Source organism: Pseudomonas nitroreducens NBRC 12694 (genome assembly GCF_002091755.1).
GTDB lineage: Bacteria > Pseudomonadota > Gammaproteobacteria > Pseudomonadales > Pseudomonadaceae > Pseudomonas > Pseudomonas nitroreducens.
In genome coordinates, this window is the sequence record NZ_BDAI01000004.1 from 35,234 (window position 1) to 56,050 (window position 20,817).

Below are 20,817 nucleotides of genomic sequence, written 5' to 3' on the forward strand. Positions count from 1 at the left end.
TCAGATCAGGCCGGAGTCGGCCAGCTTCTGCTCCAGCGCGACCAGGTCGGGGATGCGCGCCTGGGCATCGCCCAGGTCCACGGCGTCCAGCTCCAGCGGAGCCAGCGGCACGTCGAGACGCTTCAGGTCGCTGCCGACCTTCAGCGAACGCGGGATGCCCTGCACCAGCAGCGCGAAGAACTTCACATTGGCTCGGCCGCCCAGGGCGTTGACGACGATCACCCGCGCGCCGGAACCGACTTCGGCCTGACCGTCGGAGGCCGCCTCGAAGGACAGCAGCGGCAGACGCAGGTCGCGCCAGGCCACCTGGCCCAGGTACCAGGACGGCAAGCCGTCCACCGGGTGCGGGGCGCGGTAGGTGATCAGCTCGGCCACGGCCACGTTGGGCAGCAGCAGGTTGCGGTCGGCCAGCGGCACCAGCAGGCCGGTCAGGCTGCTGGGGGCGGCATTGGCAACGCCGGCATTGGCGACGGGGAGATCACTCATCGGGCCTTATCTCACTGCGTGACTGCGCCGACGCATTGCTCGGCGAGGTGATTGACCAGCGCCGCCGCGAGTTCGCGCGGGTCGCCGGAGAGGGTGCTGTAGCCGCCTTCGCGCAGGCTGTCGGGCATGCTGGAGCAGGCGCAGCTGTCGGCGCGCTGGGTCCAGATCGGCGCGCCCTGGCGGCGCACGTAGGCCGCGGCGGCGCTGCCGTCGCTGCACATGCCGCTGAACACGATCACGCCGCAGCGCTCACCGTATTGCTGCGCGAGATTGAGCATCATCTGGTCGATGGACGGGCTGTAGGGTTCCGGCCAGCTGCGGTCCTGCACGTGCATGCGCGCCGAATCGTCGAAGCCCAGCTCGCGGGAAATCGGCACCACCACCACTTCGCCGCAGCGCACCGGATCGCCGTCGCGCACGCTGTTGACGTGCCACTGACTGTGGCGACCGACAGCTTGGGGCAGGTTCGCCTCGAACGAGGCATCGATGTGCTGGGCATACAGGAAGCCCACCGGCAGGCCGCCGGGCAGCGCGTCGAGGAAGGTCTTCACCGCCGCCGGGCCGCCCAGCGAGGCGGCGAGCAGCCAGACCTGCGCGGCGGGTTCACCGGCCTTGAGCGGTGAGGCGGCGAGGTCATCGGGCAGCGTCACGCGGGTGGGCCGCTGCGCTTCGTCGAGCAGCGCCGCGAGGCTGCGGCCCACGCCGGCGCTGGGGTCACCCACCAGCTTGCGCAACTTGGACACCAGCCGGCGTTCCCAGCGCGGGTAATGTTCGGAATGCCGCTCCGGCGCGTGGCCTTCGCCGAACAGCACGGGTACGCGCGACTGCTCCAGCAGGTTGTCCACCAGCGGCGAGTCTTCCTGCTGCGCCAGGTCCACCAGCCACAGGTCGGTCTCGCAGGCGTCCAGCTGGTCGCTCTCAAGGCGCGCCGGATCGGCGTTGAGCACCACCTGGTAACCGTGGCCGGCCAACGCCTGTGCCAGCACGTGGCGCTGCAGGGAGGTATCGGCGATCACCGCAATGCGCGGCGTGCTCTGCTCAGACATGGGCCTTCACCAGCTTGTGGATATTCTCCAGCAGCTCGGACTCCTGGTACGGCTTGCCCAGGTACTGGTTGACGCCGATGGCCAGGGCACGGTCGCGGTGCTTCTCGCCGGTACGGGAGGTAATCATGATGATCGGCAAGTCCTTCAGCTGTTCATCGTGGCGCACCAGGGTGGCCACCTCGAAGCCGTCCATGCGCGGCATCTCGATGTCCAGCAGCATGATGTCGGGCTTGTGGTCCTGCAGCTGGGCGATGGCGTCCACCCCGTCCTTGGCGGTGAGCACGTTCATGCCGTTGCGTTCCAGCAGGCGGCTGGTGACCTTGCGCACGGTGACCGAGTCGTCCACCACCATGACCAGGGTCGGGCGCTGGTGCTCGATTTCCGCCACGCTCGGGCCTGCCAGCTGGCGGCGCGGTGCGTGCTGGATGAGCTGGGCGTGGAGCACGCGGATGGTCGCCAGCAGGTCGAGAATCACCACCACGCGACCGTCGCCGAGGATGGTCGCGCCGGAGATGCCGCTGACGCCGGCGAACTGCGCACCGAGGCTCTTCACCACGATCTCGCGCGAGCCGGCCAGGGCGTCCACCTGCACTGCCACGGCGTGGTCCGCCGAGCGCACCAGGATCACCGGCAGCGGCAGCGACTGGCCGACCAGCTTGGGATGCTGGCCGTTGTTGAGCAGGTCGCCGAGGTACTTCAGTTCATAGCTCTGGCCGGCGTATTCGAAGCTCGGCGCGGCGCCGGACTCGTCGGCGGCGGCCTGTTCGTAGAGTGCCTCCAGCTCGTACGGGGAGACCCGCACGATACCTTCGATGGTGTTCAGCGGCAGGGCGTAGAGGTCCTCGCCGGAAAGCACCATCAGCGCGCGGTTCACCGACACGGTGAACGGCAGGCGGATGTCGAACTTCGTCCCTTCGCCGACGCTGGACTGGATGCTCATGGAGCCGCCGAGCTGTTTCACCTCGGAGTTCACCACGTCCATGCCGACGCCCCGGCCGGAAATCTGCGTGACCTTTTCGGCGGTGCTGAAGCCGGCCTCGAGGATGAACTGCAGCACCTCGTGGTCGTTCAGCTCGCTGTCATCGGTCATCAGGCCGCGCTCGATGGCCTTGCGGCGCACCGCTTCCAGGCGGATGCCGGCGCCATCGTCGGCGAGGGTCAGGAGGATGTCGCCACCCTCGCGGCCCAGGGTCAGGCGGATGGTGCCCTGCTCCGGCTTGCCGGCGATGCGGCGCGCCTCGCCGGACTCGATGCCGTGGTCGACCGCGTTGCGCAGCATGTGCTCCAGCGGCGCGACGATGCGTTCGAGCACGCTGCGGTCCATCTCGCCTTCGGCGTTGCTGACCACGAACTCGACCTGCTTGCCCAGCTCGCTCGCCACCTGGCGGACGATCCGCCGCAGGCGCGGCACCAGGCGGTCGAACGGCACCATGCGGGTGCGCATCAGGCCTTCCTGCAACTCCGTGTTGACCCGCGCCTGTTGCAGCAGCAGGGTCTCGGCGTCGCGGTTCTTCGCGGCCAGGGTTTCCTTGAGGTCGAACAGGTCGGAAGCGGACTCGAACAACGCACGGGAGAGCTGTTGCAGCTGCGAGTAGCGGTCCATTTCCAGCGGGTCGAAATCTTCGTAGCCGGCGCGCTCGGCGTCGGCCTGGTGGCGCGAGAGGATCTGCGCCTGGGTTTCGGTATCCAGACGCCGCAACTGGTCGCGCACCCGCTCGATGGTCGCGTCCATCTCGCCCAGGGTCGAACCGACGTCGCTCACCTGCTGCTCGACGCGGCCACGGAAGATGGAGGTCTCACCGGCGAGGTTGACCAGCCCTTCGAGCAGTTGCGCGGGTACCTTCACCAGTTCCTGCGGCGCACGGCGCGCAGCGGCTTCCTGGGCGGCTTCCTGGGCACGGCGAACGAAGGGCAGCACCACCGGCGCATCGAGGCGCTGCGGTACGGCAGCGGCCATGATGGCTTCCGGCAGCACCGGCAGGTTCACCGGAGCCGGCTGTTCGGCGACCGGTTCTTCATCGATGGCTTCCTCGAACTGGCTTTCGGCACTCTCGACTTCACCCAGGTGCAGGCGCAACTGGTCGACCTCGGCCTGCAGGCCTTCGAAGCCGGACTGCACGTCCAGCAACAGGCTTTCCGGCCAGGGCGCGCCCTGCTGCTGGGCTTCGCCCAGGTGCTGTTCGAGGTCGTGGGCCAGGTCGCCGAGGCTGGTCTGGCCGGCCAGGCGCGCACCACCCTTGAGGGTATGCAGAATGCGCAGCAGCTCATCCAGCGCGCCGTTCTCGCGCTCGGCGTCCCAGCGGCCCAGTGCCTGCTCCATGCCTTCGAGCAGGTCGTCGGCCTCTTCCAGGAAGATATCCAGGATGTCGGCTTCCGGGCCCTCGGGCGCGGCGGGCTGGGAGCTGATCGCGTGCAGGCTGACGCTGCTGGGGATGCTCAGCTGCTCTTCGGGGTTGGCACGAAATCGGTGGATCGCGTCAATCAGCGATTCACCTCCCGGCACCCGGCGGTGCTGTTGGACGGCCTCGAGCATTTCGGCGAGACGGTCGTGGCAACGCTGCAGCAATTCGAAGAGCGTCGGGCTGGCGCGCAGGCGCCCGCCGCAGAGGCCCTCGTAGAGGAATTCCAGTTCGTGGGCGAGGTCGCCGATGGGGCGAATCTCGGCCATCCGCGCGCCGCCCTTGAGGGTGTGCAGGTCGCGTTGCAGCGCTTCCAGCTCGACGCTGTTGTCGGGGTCGGCCATCCAGCGCGTCAGTGCGCCGGAGGAGCTTTCGAGGATGTCGAAGCCTTCCTCGAGGAAGATTTCCACCAGTTCCTGGTCGCGGTCCGGGTCAAGCTCGTACTCGCTGTCCTGCACGCCTGTCGCCTCGGGGGCAGGCGCCGCGGCGGCGGTGACAGGCTCGATGGCAGCCGGCTCCTCGGCGGGCTCAGCTTCGGCCTCTTCGAGGAAGCTCTGCAGGTCGATCTCTTCGGGCGCAGCGGCCGATTCCGGCTCGGCTTCGGATTGCAGCTCGGTGCCTTCGAGATCGATGTTCTCAAGTTCGGTGCTTTCGAGATCGGTCGCTTGAAGCTCGGCGCTAGCGGCCAACGGCTCGGCCTCGGCGGGCAGTTCCAGCTCGATATCGGCATCGTTCGGGGCAGTAGTTTCCAGTAGCTCCTCGGCCTCGCTCTCATCCGCCGCAGCGTCCAGCTGCGGCTGCGCAGCCAGCGCCTGCGGTGCGTCCAGCCCGGCGGCCGGATTCTGGCGGAAGGTGCGGATGGTCTGCACCAGGTCGGCCGGATCGGTCAGCGCCTGGCCGGCCTGCAGCTGATCGAGCTGGGTCGCCAGGCGGTCGTGGCAGGTGCGCAGCAGGTCGCCCAGCGGCTGGCTGTGCTGGAAGCGATGGTCCAGCAGGCCTTCGTAGAGTGATTCGAGTTCGTGGGACAGATCGCCGATCTCGCGGATTTCCGCCATGCGCGCACCGCCCTTGAGGGTGTGCAGGTCGCGTTGCAGGGTCGAAAGCGCAGCGAGGCCCTCGGGCGAAGCCAGCCATTGGTCCAGCGCCTGGCCGGCGTTGTCGAGGATGTCGACCGCCTCTTCGAGGAAGATCGCCACCATTTCCTCGTCCAGCGCACGCGGCGGTTGCTGCGGGGCGGGATGGGCGTGCGGGGTTTCGGCGGTGATGACGTCATCGTCATCGTCGTCGGCGGCACCACGCGGGGCACCGTCGTTATCGCTGCGCGGCGACCAGCTCAGGCCGTCGGGCAGGTTGTCGTCGTCCACCGGGCGGCTGTCGAGGAGGAATTCCTCGTCTTCGGCGGGGAAGTCATCGGCGGTCAGGCTTTCCAGGTCGACGAACTCGACATCCGGGGCCTCTTCCGATGGCTCGTCCTGGACGGCGGGCACCGGTGCGTCCAGCAGGCGGTGCAGCGCTTCGACCTGTTCCGGGCGGGCACTGACCTGCAGCGCTGCAGCCACCTGGTCCATCATGCCGATCAGCGCCTCGTGGGCGGTTTCGGCGGCGGAGAAGAAGGCGTCGCCGGTTTCCAGGCGACCCTGGCGCACGGCGCCATAGACTGCCAGCAGCGCATCGGCGAGTTCCGCCATCTGCGGCAGCTCGGCCATCTGCGCACCACGGCTGAGGGTTTCCAGCTCGTCGTAGAGGGCGCCCAGTTCGTGGCGCTCCTGCGGGTGCTCGCGCCAGCGGCGCAGCAGATCCTCGGCGTCGAGCAGGATGTCCATGCCCTCGGCGAGGAACATGCCGATCAACTGCGGATCGTTGCCGCTGCCCTCGCCGCTTTCACCGCGGCGCTTGGCCTCGGCAGCCTCCAGGCGTTCCTGGTGAACCTGCGCGATGCGCGCCAGGAGTTCCGGGCTGCCTTCGATGGGCGCCAGCGGGCGACCTTCGACGAGCTGGTCGAGGCCGACGCGGAACAGACCTTCGGCGGCGTGCAGCAGTTCCGCCTCACGCAGATCGACCTGCAGCAGGTTGGTCTTGAATTCCTTCACCAGCCGCTCCAGCGGCGTGGCGATTTCGGCGATCGGCAGGATGCCGGCCATGTGCGCGCTGCCCTTGAGGGTGTGCAGGGCGCGTTGCAGGTCGTCGGTCACCGGTTGCGGCAGCTGCTGCGCGCAATCGGCGAGGAAGCCGACCAGGGTTTCCAGGTGGGCTTCGGCTTCGTTGCGGAAGATCTCCAGCAACTGCGGATCGAGGCTCTCGTCGAGCCCTTCGTTGGCAGCCTGGGCAGCGATCTCCTCGACCTCTGCCAGCTCGGGGGTGATGTCCTCGACCTGCGGCGCCGACTCCGGCAGCCCGCCACCGGGCGGCGGCACCGGCTGCCCCTTGGCCAGGGCATGGGCGGTAGCGGCCAGGCGGTCGACGTCGTCGCGCTGGCGCTGGGCGCTGGCAGCGTACTCCTCGACCAGTTCAGGCATCAGCGCGACCACATCCTGGACCACCTGCAGCACGGCAGGCGAGGCGGCAATGCTGCGGTCGAGCACGCGGTTGAGCAGGTTCTCGATGGACCAGGCCAGCTCGCCGATCACCAGCGCGCGGACCATCCGGCCACTGCCCTTGAGGGTATGGAAGGCACGGCGAATCTCGGTCAGCGAGTCGCGGTCGTCGGTGTTGGCCAGCCAGGTCGGCAGGTGCTCGCCGATGGTTTCCAGCACTTCGCCGGCTTCTTCGATGAAGACTTCGCGCAGCTCTTCGTCGATGGGTTCTTCATCGGCGGGCGGCGGCAGCAGGCTGGGCGGTACGTCCTGGGCCGGCGGGTTGATCGCCGATACCGGGGCGGCCATGACTTCGGCCAGGGACAGCGGCTTGGCCGGTGCCTCGGCGACGACTTCGGGCTCGGCCGGCGGGCTGGGCAGCTCGACTTCCGGCAGGTCCAGCTCGGCGATGTTCTCGTCGCTCCAGGCTTCGGCCTGGACGGCGGGCGCCTGGGGCTCGACCAGCGGTTCCAGCGCTTCCAGCTCAAGTGGCGCGTCGAGGCTGAAGTCGACGCCAGCGTCCAGCGCGGTCGGTTCGCTCAGCTCACCCAGGGTCCAGTTGTCATCGCTGACCAGCGAGGTTTCGGCGCTGGACGGTTCATCGCTGGCAGGCTGGGCGGCGAAGCTCAGGTCGTCCAGGGCTGCCAGCGGTGCGGGTTCGACCGTTTCCAGGCTGGCGAAGCTTTCGTCCAGCTCCAGCGACGGTGCGGGCGACTCGGCAGTCGGCTGGCTCAGGTCGATGCTGAACCAGTCTTCCTCGGCGGGCTTGTCGCCGGCCGGGGTCAGCGACTGCATGTCCCAGGTCAGCTCCTCCACCGGGGCCGGAGTGGCCTCCAGCGTCGGCAGGCTGGCGAAGTCGTCGAGCAGTTCCGGAGTGGCCGGGGCTTCGCTTGGGGTGCCGGACAGGTCCGGCGATTCCCAGGATTGTTCGGTCGTTGCCGGCTCCGCCTGCGCGGGCTCGTCGAATCGCGGCGTCTCGGCCAGCGGGAGGGCATCGTCCAGGCTCCAGCTCAGCTCATCGGCCAGCGGTTGCGCGGGCGCCTCTTCCAGCGTTTCGAGAGTGAACTCGATGCTGTCGGCCCTGTGGCTGTCGTCCAGCGACCAGCCTTCATCGGCCAGGGTGGTGTCGGTGATCGGTGCGGCCGGCTCCAGTTCGATATCCCAGCTGAGGCTTTCCGGCTCCAGGGTCGCACCGGGCAGTTCAGCCGAGGCAGCCAGCGGCGTGGCCTCGTCGAGAGTCCAGGCGCCCGGTTCGGCGCTGGGCTCGGCAGCGGGCAGGCCGGAGTCCAGCTCCAGGGGTTCGAAGGTGAAGCTCGCTTCGGCTTCGCCAGCAGGCTGGGCGTCGAGTTCGGTCGGGAGGCCGAAGTCGGCCGGCAGTGCGGGCTGCTCCCCGGCGACAGGCTCGACAACGGGCTCCAGCGATTCGAAGGTGAAGCTCTCTTCAGTGTCCGCAACAGGTTGGGGCGTATCGAGGTCGGCAAGGTCCAGGACCGGTTCGTCCACCGGAGCCAGCTCTTCTGTCGGGGCAAGCTCGGCAGGCTGTTCGAACGCCAGCTCCTCGGTCGGGGTGATATCGAGGCTCGCGGGCTCGAAGCTGTCGGCGATTTCCACCGGCGCGGCCAACTCGGGGACGTCTTCCACCGGGACCGCTTCGCTCGGCTCGGCCAGCGGCTGCGCCGCCAGTACGTCGATCTCGTCGAGCGGGTTGTCCAGGGGCGCAGGGACGTGGGCGCTCGGCTCGGCGTCGAGGATCGACGGGCGCGGCTTGAGCGAATAGCCCAGGCTGTCCAGGCTCTCCTCGGCCACGTCGAGGATCATGTCGCCCTGGGTGTTGTGGTCTTCCGACAGGCGCTCTAAGTAGTACTCGACGCTGGTGATGGCGTCGGCCAGGGTGTCGAGGCTGTGCCAGTCCGGCACGGCCTGGCGCACCAGCAGTTGTTCCTGGATGTAGCGGTTGCAGTTTTCCAGCAGTTTCGCAGCGCGTTCCTGGGAGATCATCGCCAGTCCGCCGCGAACCTGGGTCAGCAGCTCCGGCACGCGGGCCAGGTGCTCGTGGTTCCATTGCGAGGCGATGAACTCGATGATCGCGTCCTTGGCCAGTTCCAGGCCATTGCGCGCTTCCTTGATCACCACCTGGTGGATCTGCTCGACATCGGTGGTCGGCAGGACGTTTTCTTCGCTGCCCGGCTCTTCGCTCGGGCCGACCATGCCGGCCAGGGTCGCTTCGACATACAGCAGCGCACCGGCGACATCCATCAGGGTGGCGTCGTTGGGCTGGCGCTGGCCGTGGGCGAGCGCGCTGACCACCTCGATCTGGTCGAGGATGACCTTGCGCGGCTGGCCGAAGCCCAGCACGGCGAGGGTGTCGGCGATCTGCTTGAGTGGCGCCAGCAGGCTACCCAGTTCGTTCACGCCGCTGCGGTCGCTGCGCACGAAGAGGTCGAGGCTGTCCTTGACCCGCACCAGCTCCTCGCACAGAGCGCCAACCACCGAGCGCATGGCGTCGCGGTCAGGGCCGGCGAGACGGGCACGCTCCTCGTCCACCAGGGCGGCACCCGGCAGGGCGTCGTCGAGGCGGTACTCGTCCTTCACCGCACGCACGCGCGGCGACTGGTCGGAGGCCTTGGCGACGTAGAACAGCAGGTTCTTGATCAGTTCTTCCGGCGCCGCCTGGTTCATGGCGTCGGCGCCCTGGTCGACCAGGCGCTTGAATTCGCGGTCGACCTGGCGCAGCAGGTTACGTACCGAGGTGCCGTTGGCGATGCTGCCGTTGGCCAGGCCTTCGATCATCGCCGAGGCGATCACCCACAGGCGGCCCAGCGGGGCGTCCTTGCACAGCGATTCCAGGCGGGCGAACACGCGCGCCAGGTAGCCCAGGTTGGTCGGCAGGTCCTGGTTGCGGATGACGCCGACCAGGGCGACCTGCAGCATCTGCCGCAGCTTGCGCAGCAGCGCCGGCAGTTCGGCGGTGCGCAGGCGCGCCAGGGCGTCCACCGGCAGCACCGGCGAGGACTGGGAAAGGTCGGGGGAGAACAGGCTGGTTTCCGACAGCAGCTTCTCGCCGCGAGCGGTGCGCAGGTCGTTGAGCAACGGCAGCACGACCAGCGGCAGGTCGCGGCGGGCGCTCTGGATGCGCTCCAGGTACGCCGGCAGCTGCAGGATGGCCTGCATCAGCACTTCCAGCGCTTCGCTCTGGCTGGAGACCTTGCCGTCGATCAGCGCCTGGGTCAGGTACTCCATTTCCTCGGCGAGCAGGGCCGCGCCGTAGAACTCCACCATCTGCAGGGTGCCACGCACCTGGTGGATGTAGGCCAGGCAAAAGCCCATCCGCGTCGGGTCCTGGGGGTTCTCGACGTAGGATTCGAGGGCTTGCCGCGCCTGCTTGAGCGTTTCGGCAATCTCGCCTTTTACCCATTCCAGGGCGACATAATCGTGCCGATCACCCATAGCCACTCCACTCATGTGTCTGTGTCATCCCTTCCGGGTAAAGGCCAGAACGCGCTCATCGGCGACCGGTTCGAGCAGCGGGTGGTGCCAATCGGCCACCTCACCCACTCCGATCACCAGCAGTCCCCCAGGCGCCAGCCGCTCGGCCAGGCGATTGAGGATGTCCCGCCGCCGCCAGCGGCGGAAATAGATCAGCAGGTTCTGGCAAAAAATCACGTCCATGCCGGACATTGGCGCCTTGGCCAGTTCCAGCACATTCAGCCGGGCGCAACAGACGCGCTCGGCGAGATCGGGTATCACTGCGTATCGACCGTCATCCTGCGCGCTGAAGTAGCGCGTGGCCAGTTCCGGGTCGATGTCCTCCAGCTTGCGTGCCGCGTAGCGCGCCTCGCGCGCCCGGGTCAGGGCATTGAGGCTGATGTCGGTGCCGGTCACGCCGAACAGCGGCGCCAGACCTGCGTCTTCGAGTACCTTGGCGGCCACCATGGCGAGGGAGTACGGCTCCTCGCCACTGGAACAGCCGACGCTCCACAAGGCCAGCGGCCGGCTCGGGCCGACCTGTTCGAGGCGCTGACGGAGGAAGCCTTCCAGCACTTCGAATGAAGCCTTGTGACGAAAGAAACGGGTTTCCTGAACGGTGAGGCGGTCCAGCAGGTTCGACCACTCGACGGCGCCGCGCGGGCCATCGGTGACCTGTCGGTAGTAGGTGCCGTAGTCGGCGATGCCCAGTTCGCGCATCCGCGCGCCCAGGCTGGTCTGCAGGAAGGCGCGGCGTTGTTCGTTGACGACGACACCGGTCCGGTCTTCCAACAGTGCCTGCCAGTCGCGGAAGTCCGCGGCCGACATGTCGGCCAACGGCTGCAACGACCAGACGCCACTTGCCTGCATGTCGCGCCCCTCGCTCAAGACTGTCATGCGCTACCCGGTGAAGAGCAGCGCACCTCCTCTGCTCAGGCCTGTTCGGCGATGTCCGGCAGTTTGAAGCCGGATACGGAGTGACGCATCTCGCCGGCCATCTTGGCCAGGTTGCCAATGCTGCGCGCGGTGGCGGTGGTACCGGCGGAGGTCTGCGAGGTGATCTCCTGGATCACGTTCATGGTGTTGGAAATGTGGCCGGCGGAGGAGGCCTGCTGACGGGCGGCGTTGGAAATGTTCTGGATCAACGCTGCCAGGGTCTTGGATACCTTCTCGATCTCTTCCAGAGACACACCGGCGTCCTGCGCCAGGCGGGCACCGCGTACCACCTCGGAGGTGGTCTGTTCCATCGAGATCACCGCTTCGTTGGTGTCGGTCTGAATGGTCTTCACCAGCGCTTCGATCTGCTTGGTCGCCGCGGAGGAACGTTCCGCCAGTCGCTGTACTTCGTCCGCTACCACGGCGAAGCCGCGGCCCGCGTCGCCCGCCATGGACGCCTGGATCGCGGCGTTCAGTGCGAGGATATTGGTCTGGTCGGCAATGTCGTTGATCAGGCTTACGATGTCACCGATCTCCTGGGACGATTCACCCAGGCGCTTGATCCGCTTCGAGGTGTCCTGAATCTGCTCACGGATGTTGTCCATGCCGGTGATGGTGTTGTGCACCACTTCGTTGCCCTTGTTGGCGATGGCTACGGAACGTTCCGCTACCGCCGAGGACTCGGAGGCGTTCGCCGATACCTGGTCAATGGACACGGCCATTTCGTTGATCGCGGCGGAGGCGCCGGCGATTTCCTGGGCCTGGTGCTCGGAAGCCTCGGCCAGGTGCATGGCGGTGGCCTGGGTTTCCTGGGCGGCGGCGGCCACCTGCACGGCTGTCAGGTTGATGGTTTCCACCAGCTCGCGGAGCTGGTCGATGGAGTAGTTGATGGAGTCCGCGATCGCACCGGTGAAGTCCTCGGTCACGGTTGCGGCCACCGTCAGGTCACCGTCGGCGAGGTCGGCGATTTCGTCGAGCAGTCGCAGAATCGCCGCCTGGTTACGTTCGTTCTTCTCGGCGGTCTCGGCCAGTCGGCGGTTGGTTTCACGCACCATCACCAGGCCGATGAGGATGATCGCGCCGAGGGCGAGAATGCCCAGCGCCACGCTGGCGACCTGGTTGAACACACGGCCTTCGGCCAGGTTCTCGAAGCCGTTGGCGAGGTTGGAGGCCTTGTCGAGCAGGGTCTGCGAACCGCCGAAGATGGTGTTGGCGGCCTCACGGACCTGGAACAGTTCCGGGGAGGTCTCGAGGATCTCGTCCACCGAGCCGGAAACGAATTCGAACAGCTCGGCAATCTCGTTGAGGCGGTCAACGGCCTCGGCGTTGGTCACCTTGGAGATGCTCATCGCCGCGTTGCCTTCCTTCATGCCCTTGAGTACGCGACCGAAGAGGCTGGCGTCACGGCCGAAGCTGTCGGCGGCCTGCACGGAGTTCTCGTCACCGGCGAGCACCTTGTTCACCGAGCCGAGAATACGTTCGGCCAGCAGCGACTGGCGCTGGGCTACCGCGACCTGGTCGGCCGGGGCGCCGTTCTCCAGCAGGATGTCGACGACCTCTTCGTACTCCACCTGCAGCTGCGGGATGGTTTCGGCGAGAGTCGCGGCCACCTGGTGCAGGGACAGTACGGTCTGTTCGCTGGCGAGGATGGAGTCGGTGTTCTTGCGCAGGGTGTCCCAGTCCTTCTGCACATCCGCCATCTGCGGTTGTACCGAATCCGGGCTCGGCGGCAGGCCGGTGCTTTCGTCACCCTTGGAAAGGATGTTCCAGCGCTTCTCGAAGTCGTTGCGTGCTTCCTTGAGCAGCTTGAACGCCTCGCCCTTGCCCGCCGCGGCTTCCGTGGCGTTCTTGGCGATACGCTGGGACAGCACGCGCAGTTCGCCGGCATGGCCGATGTACTGCTTGTCGTGGTCCGCCTGCTTGTTCAGGTAAGCGAAGTTGGCGAACAGCAAGACGATCGCCACGATCAGGACCACGAAGAGTCCGAGGATCAGCGAGCTGCTACGCGCCCCCGAGAAAAGACTGCCTGCCTTTATATTTTTCATATTCGGCCCCCGCCTGGACCCACCACGATTACGGTTTCCATGTCACAACAAGGGCCGGCAATGCCGGCCCAACCGGTCAAACTCTAGCTGGCGACATCCAGGAACCCCGGGTGCTGAGCCAGCGCATGCGGGCTGAACACGAGCCAGGGTTGCTCCCGATGGAAGACGCCATGAATAAAGGGCTGCAGGACCGCTTCGAGGGGCGGCAACTGCTCGGAGAAGGTATCCACCGGGAAGTGCTGCATGCCGAACACCTCATCGACGATGAGGCCGGCGAAGACTTCCTGGTGTTCCACGACGAGCACGCGCCGCTGCTTGCGCAGAGGCGACAGCTCCGCGCCGAGGAAGCCGCACAGGTCCATGATCGGCAGCAGGCGGCCGCGCACGTTGGCGACCCCCTTCACCCAGTCACGGACACCGGGCAGCAGTGTGTAGCGCGGCTCATGAAGAACCTCGCCGACCTCCCCCATGGGCGCTACGAACAGGCGCCCAGCCATGCGAAAGCCGATGCCGTTCCAGCTCTGCACCACCTCGCGCTGGGCGGGCAGGCCCGCAGCCAGCTGCCGACAGCGCTGATCGATCTGGACGAGAACCTCGAAAGGACTCTGGACTTCCGCCATGCCGGCCCTGGCCTTCTCTAATAATTATGTTCGGTACGTGCAGGTACGGCTGTATCAGCCGGCCAGCACCGAATTGATGGTCTTGAGCAGTGTTTCTTCGTCCACCGGCTTGGTCAGGTAGTCGCGAGCGCCCTGGCGCTTGCCCCAGACCTTGTCGGTTTCCTGGTCCTTGGTGGTGACGATGATCACCGGAATGGCGCTGGTTTCCGGGTCCTTGGACAGCTGACGAGTCGCCTGGAAGCCGTTCAGGCCGGGCATGACGATGTCCATCAGGACGACGTCCGGCTTTTCCTGGCGAGCCAGGGCCACGCCGTCGGCGCCGTTTTCGGCCTTGAGTACCTGGTGCGAGTGCTTTTCCAGCATCGCGGTCAGCTTGTACATCTCGGTCGGCGAGTCATCAACAATCAGAATTCGAGCCATTGTGGTCCCCATACGGAATAGGCGTCACCGGCGCTCGCGCCGGACTTCAGGAAGCGTGCTCCACCGGGGTGAAGTCGGGCACATGGGTCTTGATCGCGCCGAGCAGTTCTTCCTTGCTGAAGGGCTTGGTGAGGTACTGATCGGAACCGACGATGCGACCCTTGGCCTTGTCGAACAGGCCGTCCTTGGAGGACAGCATGATCACCGGCGTGGATTTGAAGGCACTATTGTTCTTGATCAGGGCGCAGGTCTGATAGCCATCCAGGCGCGGCATCATGATGTCGACGAAGATGATGCTGGGATGGGTATCGGCGATCTTGGCCAGCGCGTCGAAGCCGTCGATGGCTGTAATGACATCGCAGCCAACCTTCTTCAGCAGGGTTTCAGCCGTGCGACGAATCGTCTTGGAATCGTCGATCACCATTACTTTCAAACCGTCGGAATGCTGTTCCATGTTCGCCCTTACCATCTTCGGTGAGTCGTTTTTCCGCTTTTTATTTCAGTGCGCAAGCGCCCTGCCACCGTCGGGCTGCGACCCAATCGTGGGAACCTTTTACCACAATCGTCAGAATCTTTACCACGCCCAGCAAATTCAGGCCATAAGACCCGGAACACGCAGGCTTTTTCCTTGACCGAGCGCACATCCAGCGCCACCCTGAGCGTCCATTTTCAGCCTTTTCGGCGCGGCTCTGCGTCGCAGCCCCAAGCCCAACAGACTCCCCCAGGAGGACATCCCATGAGCGTACGCCTCGGGATCGTGATGGACCCCATCGCGCAGATCAGTTTCAAGAAGGACAGCTCGCTGGCCATGCTGCTGGCAGCCCAGGCCCGTGGTTGGCAGCTGTTCTATATGGAACAGCAGGATCTTTACCAGAAAGAGAACGTCGCCCGCGGTCGCATGCGCCCGCTCAAGGTGTTCTACGATCCGGCCCACTGGTTCGAACTGGAAGAGGAAGTCGACCAGCCGCTGTCGGAACTGGACGTGATCCTGATGCGCAAGGACCCGCCCTTCGACAACGAGTTCGTCTACTCCACCTACCTGCTGGAACAGGCCGAAGCCGCCGGCACGCTCATCGTCAACAAGCCGCAGAGCCTGCGTGATTGCAACGAGAAGTACTTTGCCACGCTCTTCCCGCAGTGCGCGCCACCGACAGTGGTGAGCCGCCGGTCCGATATTCTGCGCGAGTTCGCGGCGGAGCATCGTGACATCATTCTCAAACCCCTGGATGGCATGGGTGGATCGATGATCTTCCGCCACCGCGAAGGCGACCCGAACCTCTCGGTGATCCTCGAGACCCTGACTCGCCACGGCCAGGAGCAGGTCATGGCGCAACGCTATTTGCCGGCCATCAAGGATGGCGACAAGCGCATCCTGATGATCGACGGCGAGCCGGTGGAGTACTGCCTGGCGCGCATCCCGGCGCAGGGCGAGACCCGCGGCAACCTTGCCGCCGGTGGCCGTGGCGTGGCCCAGCCGCTGACCGAGCGCGACCGCTGGATCGCCGCCCAGGTCGGCCCGGAGCTGCGCAAACGCGGCCTGCTGTTCGTCGGTTTGGACGTCATCGGCGAGAACCTCACCGAGATCAACGTCACCAGCCCGACCTGCATCCGCGAGATCGATGCGGCCTACGACACGCGCATCGGTGAGAGACTGATGGCAGTCATCGACGAAAAGCTCAAGGCGCGCAGTGCGTCATAGACTTTTATAAGCCTCGTCGGCAGACTTCCGCCCCACCCTGGCCTACGCGACCCGCAATGAACGCTGCAACCCACCAAGACTTCCCCGTGTCCTCCGGCGTCCGTCCGGCGGACCGGCTGGGTTTCACCCTGTTCGTTGCGGCCATCCTGCACGTGGCCGTGCTGCTGGGCGTGGGCTTCACCATGCCCATGCCCAGCCAGCTGAGCAAGACGCTGGAAATCACCCTGGCCAGCTTCAAGAGCGACAAGGCGCCGGAGAAAGCCGACTACCTTGCCCAGATGAACCAGCAGGGCAGCGGTACCCTGGAACACAAGGCGGTCCCCAAGACCACCGAGCAGGCGCCGTTCCAGGACACCGAAGTCAAGAAGGTCGCCCCGCCGGCCACTCCGCGCCAGGCCAAAAGCCCGGAAGCGCCCAAGGCCGCCGTCGCCACCCGCACCCCGCGCCCGGACAAGGTGCAGACCAAACAGCAGACGCCCAAGGCCGAGACCGTCGCCAAGCCGGCGCCGCAGTTCGACTCCAGCCAGCTCTCGGCGGAAATCTCCAGCCTCGAAGCCGACCTTGCCCGCGAGCAGCAGGCCTACGCCAAGCGCCCGCGCATCCACCGCCTGAGCGCCGCCTCGACCATGCGCGACAAGGGCGCCTGGTATAAAGAGGAATGGCGCAAGAAGATCGAGCGCATCGGCAACCTCAACTACCCGGACGAAGCCCGCCGCCAGCGCATCTACGGCAGCCTGCGCCTGCTGGTGTCGATCAACCGCGACGGCTCCCTGTATGAAGTCCAGGTGCTCGAGTCCTCCGGCCAGCCCACCCTGGACCAGGCCGCCCAGCGCATCGTGCGCCTGGCCGCACCCTTCGCGCCCTTCTCCGGCGACCTGAACGACATCGACCGCCTGGAAATCATCCGTACCTGGCGCTTCGAGCGCGGCGATCGCCTGTCCAGCAACTGATCCGACGCCCCCGCCGACCTCTGCCGGCGCTTTCAAGTCTTGTCCCTTTGGCCCCCAGGCCTGAAACTAGCCGGCATGAAAAGCACAGCCGCCAGCTACCTCAAGCACCATTTCCTCATCGCCATGCCGCACATGGCGGACTCCAACTTCGCCCAGACGGTCACCTACCTCGTGGAACACAACGAGCAGGGCGCCATGGGCCTGGTCATCAATCGCCCCAGCGGCCTGAACCTCGCCGATGTGCTCGAACAGCTGCGCCCGGACGAATTGCCGCCGGTACGCTGCCAGGGCATGACCATCTACAGCGGCGGGCCGGTGCAGACCGACCGCGGCTTCGTCCTGCACCCCGCCGGACGCAGCTACCAGGCCACCCTGGAACTGGGCGAGCTGTCGCTGTCCACTTCCCAGGACGTACTGTTCGCCATCGCCGACGGCAGCGGCCCGGCCCAGCACCTGATCACCCTCGGTTACGCGGGCTGGGAAGCCGGCCAGCTGGAAGCCGAACTGGCCGACAACGCCTGGCTGACCTGCCCGGCCGACCCTGCGGTGCTCTTCGAGGTGCCGGCCGAACAGCGCCTGTCGGCGGCCGCCGAGCGCCTGGGGATCAACCTCAGCCTGCTCACCGCCCAGGCCGGGCACGCCTGATGAGCAGCAAACCCCTGCGCCTGCTCCTGGGCTTCGACTACGGCACCAAGCAGATCGGCGTCGCCGTCGGCCAGGCCATCACCGGCCAGGCCCGCGAGCTCTGCGTGCTCAAGGCACAGAACGGCGTGCCGGACTGGAACCGCGTGGAAGCCCTGATCAAGGAATGGCAACCCGACGCCATCGTCGTCGGCCTGCCGCTGAACATGGATGGCACCCCCAGCGAGATGAGCGAACGCGCCGAAAAGTTCGCCCGCCGCCTGAACGGCCGCTACAACCTGCCGGTGCACACCCATGACGAACGCCTGACCACTTACGCCGCCAAGGGCGAACGCCTGGCCCAGGGCCAGACGGGCGGCTACCGCGAGCGCCCGGTGGACGCCCTGGCCGCCGCCCTGCTGCTGGAGGGCTGGCTGGCGGAGAACACCCCTGCTTGACCTGCGGCAGAGCCCCTTGGGCCAAAGCCGCTAAGCTTGCCGGACCACTCCTTCCCGGAACGGTCCGCCCCGATGGCCGCCCGTGCCGGGTGGCCTCGCCAACCGAACCGGAGACGTCATGACCCTGCCAAGCCCCGCCGAACTCATCCCCCGCATGGCCACCGACCTGCGCAACTACCTCGCGCAGCGCGGCATCGACTCGCCACGCTTCGTCGGCATCCACACCGGCGGCATCTGGGTCGCCCAGGAACTGCTCAAGGCACTGGGCAGCGACGAGATCCTCGGCATCCTCGACGTCTCCTTCTACCGCGACGACTTCACCCGCAGCGGCCTGCACCCGCAGGTCCGTCCGTCGGAACTGCCCTTCGAGATCGACGGCCAGCACCTGATCCTGGTGGACGACGTGCTGATGAGCGGCCGGACCATCCGTGCCGCGCTGAACGAGCTATTCGACTATGGCCGCCCGGCCAGCGTGACCCTGGTCAGCCTGGTGGACCTGAACAAGCGCGAACTGCCGATTCGCCCGGATGTCGTCGGCGAAACCCTGTCATTGGCACCCAACGAGCGGGTAAAATTGCGCGGTCCCGCACCACTCGTCCTCGAGCGCACGCTTCTCAGCCCCGCGCTGTAACCCCGCGCGCCCGGACCTCCACCCCCAACTTTCAGGGCCTGCCACATGCCGACCGACGCCAAGCGCCCGCTGCAGCTCAACGACCTGGGCCAGCTGCGCCACTTCCTCTCGCTCGACGGGTTGTCCCGCGAACTGCTGACTGAAATCCTCGATACCGCCGACTCCTTCCTCGAAGTCGGCGCCCGTGCAGTGAAGAAGGTCCCGCTGCTGCGCGGCAAGACCGTGTGCAACGTGTTCTTCGAGAATTCCACGCGCACCCGCACCACCTTCGAACTGGCCGCCCAGCGCCTGTCCGCCGACGTCATCTCGCTGAACGTGTCGACCTCATCGACCAGCAAGGGCGAGACGCTCACCGACACCCTGCGCAACCTCGAGGCCATGGCCGCCGACATGTTCGTCGTGCGCCACAGCGACTCGGGCGCCGCGCATTTCATCGCCGAGCACGTCAGCCCCAACGTCGCCGTGATCAACGGTGGCGACGGCCGCCACGGCCACCCGACCCAGGGCATGCTCGACATGCTCACCATCCGCCGCCACAAGGGAGACTTCGAGAACCTCTCGGTGGCCATCGTCGGTGACATCCTGCACTCGCGGGTGGCGCGCTCCGACATGCTGGCGCTGAAGACCCTCGGCTGCCCGGACATCCGTGTGATCGCCCCGCGCACCCTGCTGCCGGTGGGCCTGGAAGAGCAGTACGGGGTGAAGGTCTTCACCAACGCCGACGAAGGCCTGAAGGACGTCGACGTGGTGATCATGCTGCGCCTGCAGCGCGAGCGCATGGCCGGCGGCCTGCTGCCCAGCGAAGGCGAGTTCTTCAAACTCTACGGCCTGACCCAGAAGCGCCTGAAGCTGGCCAAGCCCGATGCCATCGTCATGCACCCCGGCCCGATCAACCGCGGCGTGGAGATCGACTCCGCCGTGGCCGACGGTGAACAGTCGGTGATCCTCAACCAGGTCACCTACGGCATCGCCATCCGCATGGCCGTGCTGTCCATGGCCATGAGCGGCCAGAACGCCCAACGCCAGCTGGAACAGGAGGACGCGCAATGACCGTCAGTATTCGTGGCGCCCACCTGATCGACCCGGCCAGCGGCCTGGACAAGGTCTGCGACCTGCACATCGAGGCCGGCCGCATCATCGCCATCGGCGACGCCCCCGAAGGCTTCCACGCCGCCCAGGAAATCGACGCCGCCGGCCTGATCGCCGCGCCCGGCCTGGTAGACCTGAGCGTCGCCCTGCGCGAGCCGGGCTACAGCCGCAAGGGCAGCATCGAAAGCGAAACCCGCGCCGCCGCCGCCGGGGGCGTCACCAGCCTGTGCTTCCCGCCGCAGACCAAGCCGGTGCTGGACACTTCCGCCGTCGCCGAGCTGATCCTCGACCGCGCCCGCGAAGCCGGCAACGCCAAGGTCTTCCCCATCGGCGCACTGACTAAAGGCCTCGCCGGCGAGCAGTTGTCTGAACTGGTCGCGCTGCGCGATGCCGGCTGCGTGGCCTTCACCAACGGCCTGGCGCCGATGGCGAGCAACCGCGTACTGCTGCGCTCGCTGGAGTACGCGGCGACCTTCGACCTCACCGTGATCTTCACCTCCCAGGACCACGACCTGGCCGAAGGCGGCCTCGCCCACGAAGGCCCGACCGCCAGCTTCCGCGGCCTGGCCGGCATCCCGGAAACCGCCGAGACCGTGGCCCTGGCGCGCAACCTGCTGCTGGTCGAACAGTCCGGCGTGCGTGCGCACTTCAGCCAGCTGACCAGCGCCCGCGGCGTCGAGCTGATCGCCCAGGCCCAGGCCCGCGGCCTGCCGGTGACCGCCGACGTAGCGCTGTACCAGTTGATCCTGACCGACGAAGCACTGGCGGACTTCTCCAGCCTCTACCACGTGCAGCCGCCGCTGCGCTCGCAGAAGGACCGCGAAGCCCTGCGCGAAGCGGTGAAGAGCGGCGTGATCCAGGCCATCGCCAGCCACCACCAGCCCCACGAGGCAGACGCGAAGAACGCCCCGTTCGCCGCCACCGATCCGGGCATCAGCAGCGTCGAACTGCTACTGCCGCTGGCGATGACCCTGGTGCAGGACGGCCTGCTCGACCTGCCGACCCTGCTCGCACGTCTGTCGTCCGGCCCGGCTGCCGCCCTGCGCCTGCCGGCCGGCAAGCTGGCGATCGGCGCGGCCGCCGACGTGGTGCTGTTCGAAGCCGACGGCCAGACCCTGGCGGGCGAGACCTGGCACTCCCGTGGCCAGAACTGCCCGTTCCTCGGCCACTGCCTGCCGGGCGTGGTGCGCTGCACCCTGGTGGACGGGCATATCGTCCACGCGGTCTGACGCCTCACCGCATCATGAAAAAGCCCGCCGATTGGCGGGCTTTTTCATGATGCAACAGTCCGCCATGAGCAGAGAAGCAGCTCCCTCTCCCTTCAGGGAGAGGGTTGGGGAGAGGGTAGAACTGCCATACAGCTCAATCGCTGACCTGGG

15 protein-coding genes are annotated in these 20,817 nt (G+C 66.8%); 7 read left to right on the forward strand and 8 right to left on the reverse strand.

Translation table 11 applies throughout. From position 1 onward, the window contains the following. From PNI01S_RS12430 to pilG, 8 genes are all read right to left on the reverse strand, one after another. Positions 1–486: a chemotaxis protein CheW gene (locus tag PNI01S_RS12430; protein ID WP_024766232.1), complete on the reverse strand. Its 486-nt coding sequence runs from the start codon at positions 484–486 to the stop codon at positions 1–3. 11 nt (positions 487–497) lie between these two features. Continuing rightward, positions 498–1,532: a chemotaxis protein CheB gene (locus PNI01S_RS12435; protein ID WP_054907836.1), complete on the reverse strand. Its 1,035-nt coding sequence runs from the start codon at positions 1,530–1,532 to the stop codon at positions 498–500. Beyond that, on the reverse strand, positions 1,525–9,951 hold the full coding sequence (locus PNI01S_RS12440) for an Hpt domain-containing protein (protein ID WP_084358359.1): 8,427 nt from the start codon (positions 9,949–9,951) through the stop codon (positions 1,525–1,527). The genes PNI01S_RS12435 and PNI01S_RS12440 overlap by 8 nt, the downstream gene beginning before the upstream one ends. Before the next feature lie 24 nt (positions 9,952–9,975). Continuing rightward, positions 9,976–10,839 carry a CheR family methyltransferase gene (locus PNI01S_RS12445; RefSeq protein ID WP_024766235.1) on the reverse strand — a complete coding sequence of 288 codons (864 nt, stop codon included), beginning with the start codon at positions 10,837–10,839 and terminating at the stop codon, positions 9,976–9,978. A gap of 62 nt (positions 10,840–10,901) precedes the next feature. Then, positions 10,902–12,950 (reverse strand): methyl-accepting chemotaxis protein, encoded by a 2,049-nt coding sequence (locus tag PNI01S_RS12450; RefSeq protein WP_024766236.1) that lies wholly within the window; start codon positions 12,948–12,950, stop codon positions 10,902–10,904. 83 nt (positions 12,951–13,033) lie between these two features. Beyond that, positions 13,034–13,570, reverse strand: coding sequence for a chemotaxis protein CheW (locus tag PNI01S_RS12455; RefSeq protein WP_017520132.1), 537 nt, complete (start codon positions 13,568–13,570; stop codon positions 13,034–13,036). A 54-nt stretch (positions 13,571–13,624) separates the two neighbouring features. Further along, positions 13,625–13,990, reverse strand: a complete 366-nt coding sequence (gene pilH, locus PNI01S_RS12460) for a twitching motility response regulator PilH (protein ID WP_024766237.1) — start codon at positions 13,988–13,990, stop codon at positions 13,625–13,627. A gap of 46 nt (positions 13,991–14,036) precedes the next feature. Continuing rightward, complete coding sequence (pilG, locus tag PNI01S_RS12465) at positions 14,037–14,444, reverse strand: twitching motility response regulator PilG (protein WP_015475142.1); 408 nt, start codon at positions 14,442–14,444, stop codon at positions 14,037–14,039. A 282-nt stretch (positions 14,445–14,726) separates the two neighbouring features. On the opposite strand from pilG, the gene gshB reads away from it, so the two are divergent. From gshB to PNI01S_RS12500, 7 genes are all read left to right on the forward strand, one after another. Beyond that, the gene (gshB, locus tag PNI01S_RS12470) at positions 14,727–15,689 is read left to right on the forward strand and encodes a glutathione synthase (RefSeq protein ID WP_024766238.1); all 963 of its coding nucleotides are present in this window, start codon (positions 14,727–14,729) and stop codon (positions 15,687–15,689) included. A 56-nt stretch (positions 15,690–15,745) separates the two neighbouring features. Then, complete coding sequence (locus PNI01S_RS12475) at positions 15,746–16,639, forward strand: energy transducer TonB (RefSeq protein WP_024766239.1); 894 nt, start codon at positions 15,746–15,748, stop codon at positions 16,637–16,639. A gap of 75 nt (positions 16,640–16,714) precedes the next feature. Beyond that, entirely contained in the window at positions 16,715–17,284 is a 570-nt protein-coding gene (locus PNI01S_RS12480; protein ID WP_024766240.1) for a YqgE/AlgH family protein, read from the forward strand. Next, entirely contained in the window at positions 17,281–17,718 is a 438-nt protein-coding gene (ruvX, locus tag PNI01S_RS12485) for a Holliday junction resolvase RuvX (RefSeq protein WP_089285805.1), read from the forward strand. The genes PNI01S_RS12480 and ruvX overlap by 4 nt, the downstream gene beginning before the upstream one ends. Before the next feature lie 118 nt (positions 17,719–17,836). Further along, on the forward strand, positions 17,837–18,349 hold the full coding sequence (gene pyrR / locus PNI01S_RS12490) for a bifunctional pyr operon transcriptional regulator/uracil phosphoribosyltransferase PyrR (protein WP_024766241.1): 513 nt from the start codon (positions 17,837–17,839) through the stop codon (positions 18,347–18,349). Between the two features lie 45 nt (positions 18,350–18,394). Further along, complete coding sequence (locus tag PNI01S_RS12495; RefSeq protein ID WP_037013504.1) at positions 18,395–19,399, forward strand: aspartate carbamoyltransferase catalytic subunit; 1,005 nt, start codon at positions 18,395–18,397, stop codon at positions 19,397–19,399. Further along, positions 19,396–20,667 (forward strand): dihydroorotase, encoded by a 1,272-nt coding sequence (locus tag PNI01S_RS12500; RefSeq protein WP_024766242.1) that lies wholly within the window; start codon positions 19,396–19,398, stop codon positions 20,665–20,667. The genes PNI01S_RS12495 and PNI01S_RS12500 overlap by 4 nt, the downstream gene beginning before the upstream one ends. Positions 20,668–20,817: the final 150 nt, after the last annotated feature.

Bases quoted from the DNA above. Each gene is read 5' to 3' on its own strand.
- pilG (WP_015475142.1), bottom strand. From the start codon at position 14,444: ATGGAACAGCATTCCGACGGTTTGAAAGTAATGGTGATCGACGATTCC.
- PNI01S_RS12495 (WP_037013504.1), top strand. From the start codon at position 18,395: ATGCCGACCGACGCCAAGCGCCCGCTGCAGCTCAACGACCTGGGCCAG.
- PNI01S_RS12445 (WP_024766235.1), bottom strand. From the start codon at position 10,839: ATGCAGGCAAGTGGCGTCTGGTCGTTGCAGCCGTTGGCCGACATGTCG.
- pilH (WP_024766237.1), bottom strand. From the start codon at position 13,990: ATGGCTCGAATTCTGATTGTTGATGACTCGCCGACCGAGATGTACAAG.
- PNI01S_RS12450 (WP_024766236.1), bottom strand. From the start codon at position 12,950: ATGAAAAATATAAAGGCAGGCAGTCTTTTCTCGGGGGCGCGTAGCAGC.
- PNI01S_RS12440 (WP_084358359.1), bottom strand. From the start codon at position 9,951: ATGGGTGATCGGCACGATTATGTCGCCCTGGAATGGGTAAAAGGCGAG.
- pyrR (WP_024766241.1), top strand. From the start codon at position 17,837: ATGACCCTGCCAAGCCCCGCCGAACTCATCCCCCGCATGGCCACCGAC.
- PNI01S_RS12435 (WP_054907836.1), bottom strand. From the start codon at position 1,532: ATGTCTGAGCAGAGCACGCCGCGCATTGCGGTGATCGCCGATACCTCC.
- PNI01S_RS12430 (WP_024766232.1), bottom strand. From the start codon at position 486: ATGAGTGATCTCCCCGTCGCCAATGCCGGCGTTGCCAATGCCGCCCCC.
- PNI01S_RS12455 (WP_017520132.1), bottom strand. From the start codon at position 13,570: ATGGCGGAAGTCCAGAGTCCTTTCGAGGTTCTCGTCCAGATCGATCAG.
- PNI01S_RS12480 (WP_024766240.1), top strand. From the start codon at position 16,715: ATGAAAAGCACAGCCGCCAGCTACCTCAAGCACCATTTCCTCATCGCC.
- PNI01S_RS12475 (WP_024766239.1), top strand. From the start codon at position 15,746: ATGAACGCTGCAACCCACCAAGACTTCCCCGTGTCCTCCGGCGTCCGT.
- gshB (WP_024766238.1), top strand. From the start codon at position 14,727: ATGAGCGTACGCCTCGGGATCGTGATGGACCCCATCGCGCAGATCAGT.
- PNI01S_RS12500 (WP_024766242.1), top strand. From the start codon at position 19,396: ATGACCGTCAGTATTCGTGGCGCCCACCTGATCGACCCGGCCAGCGGC.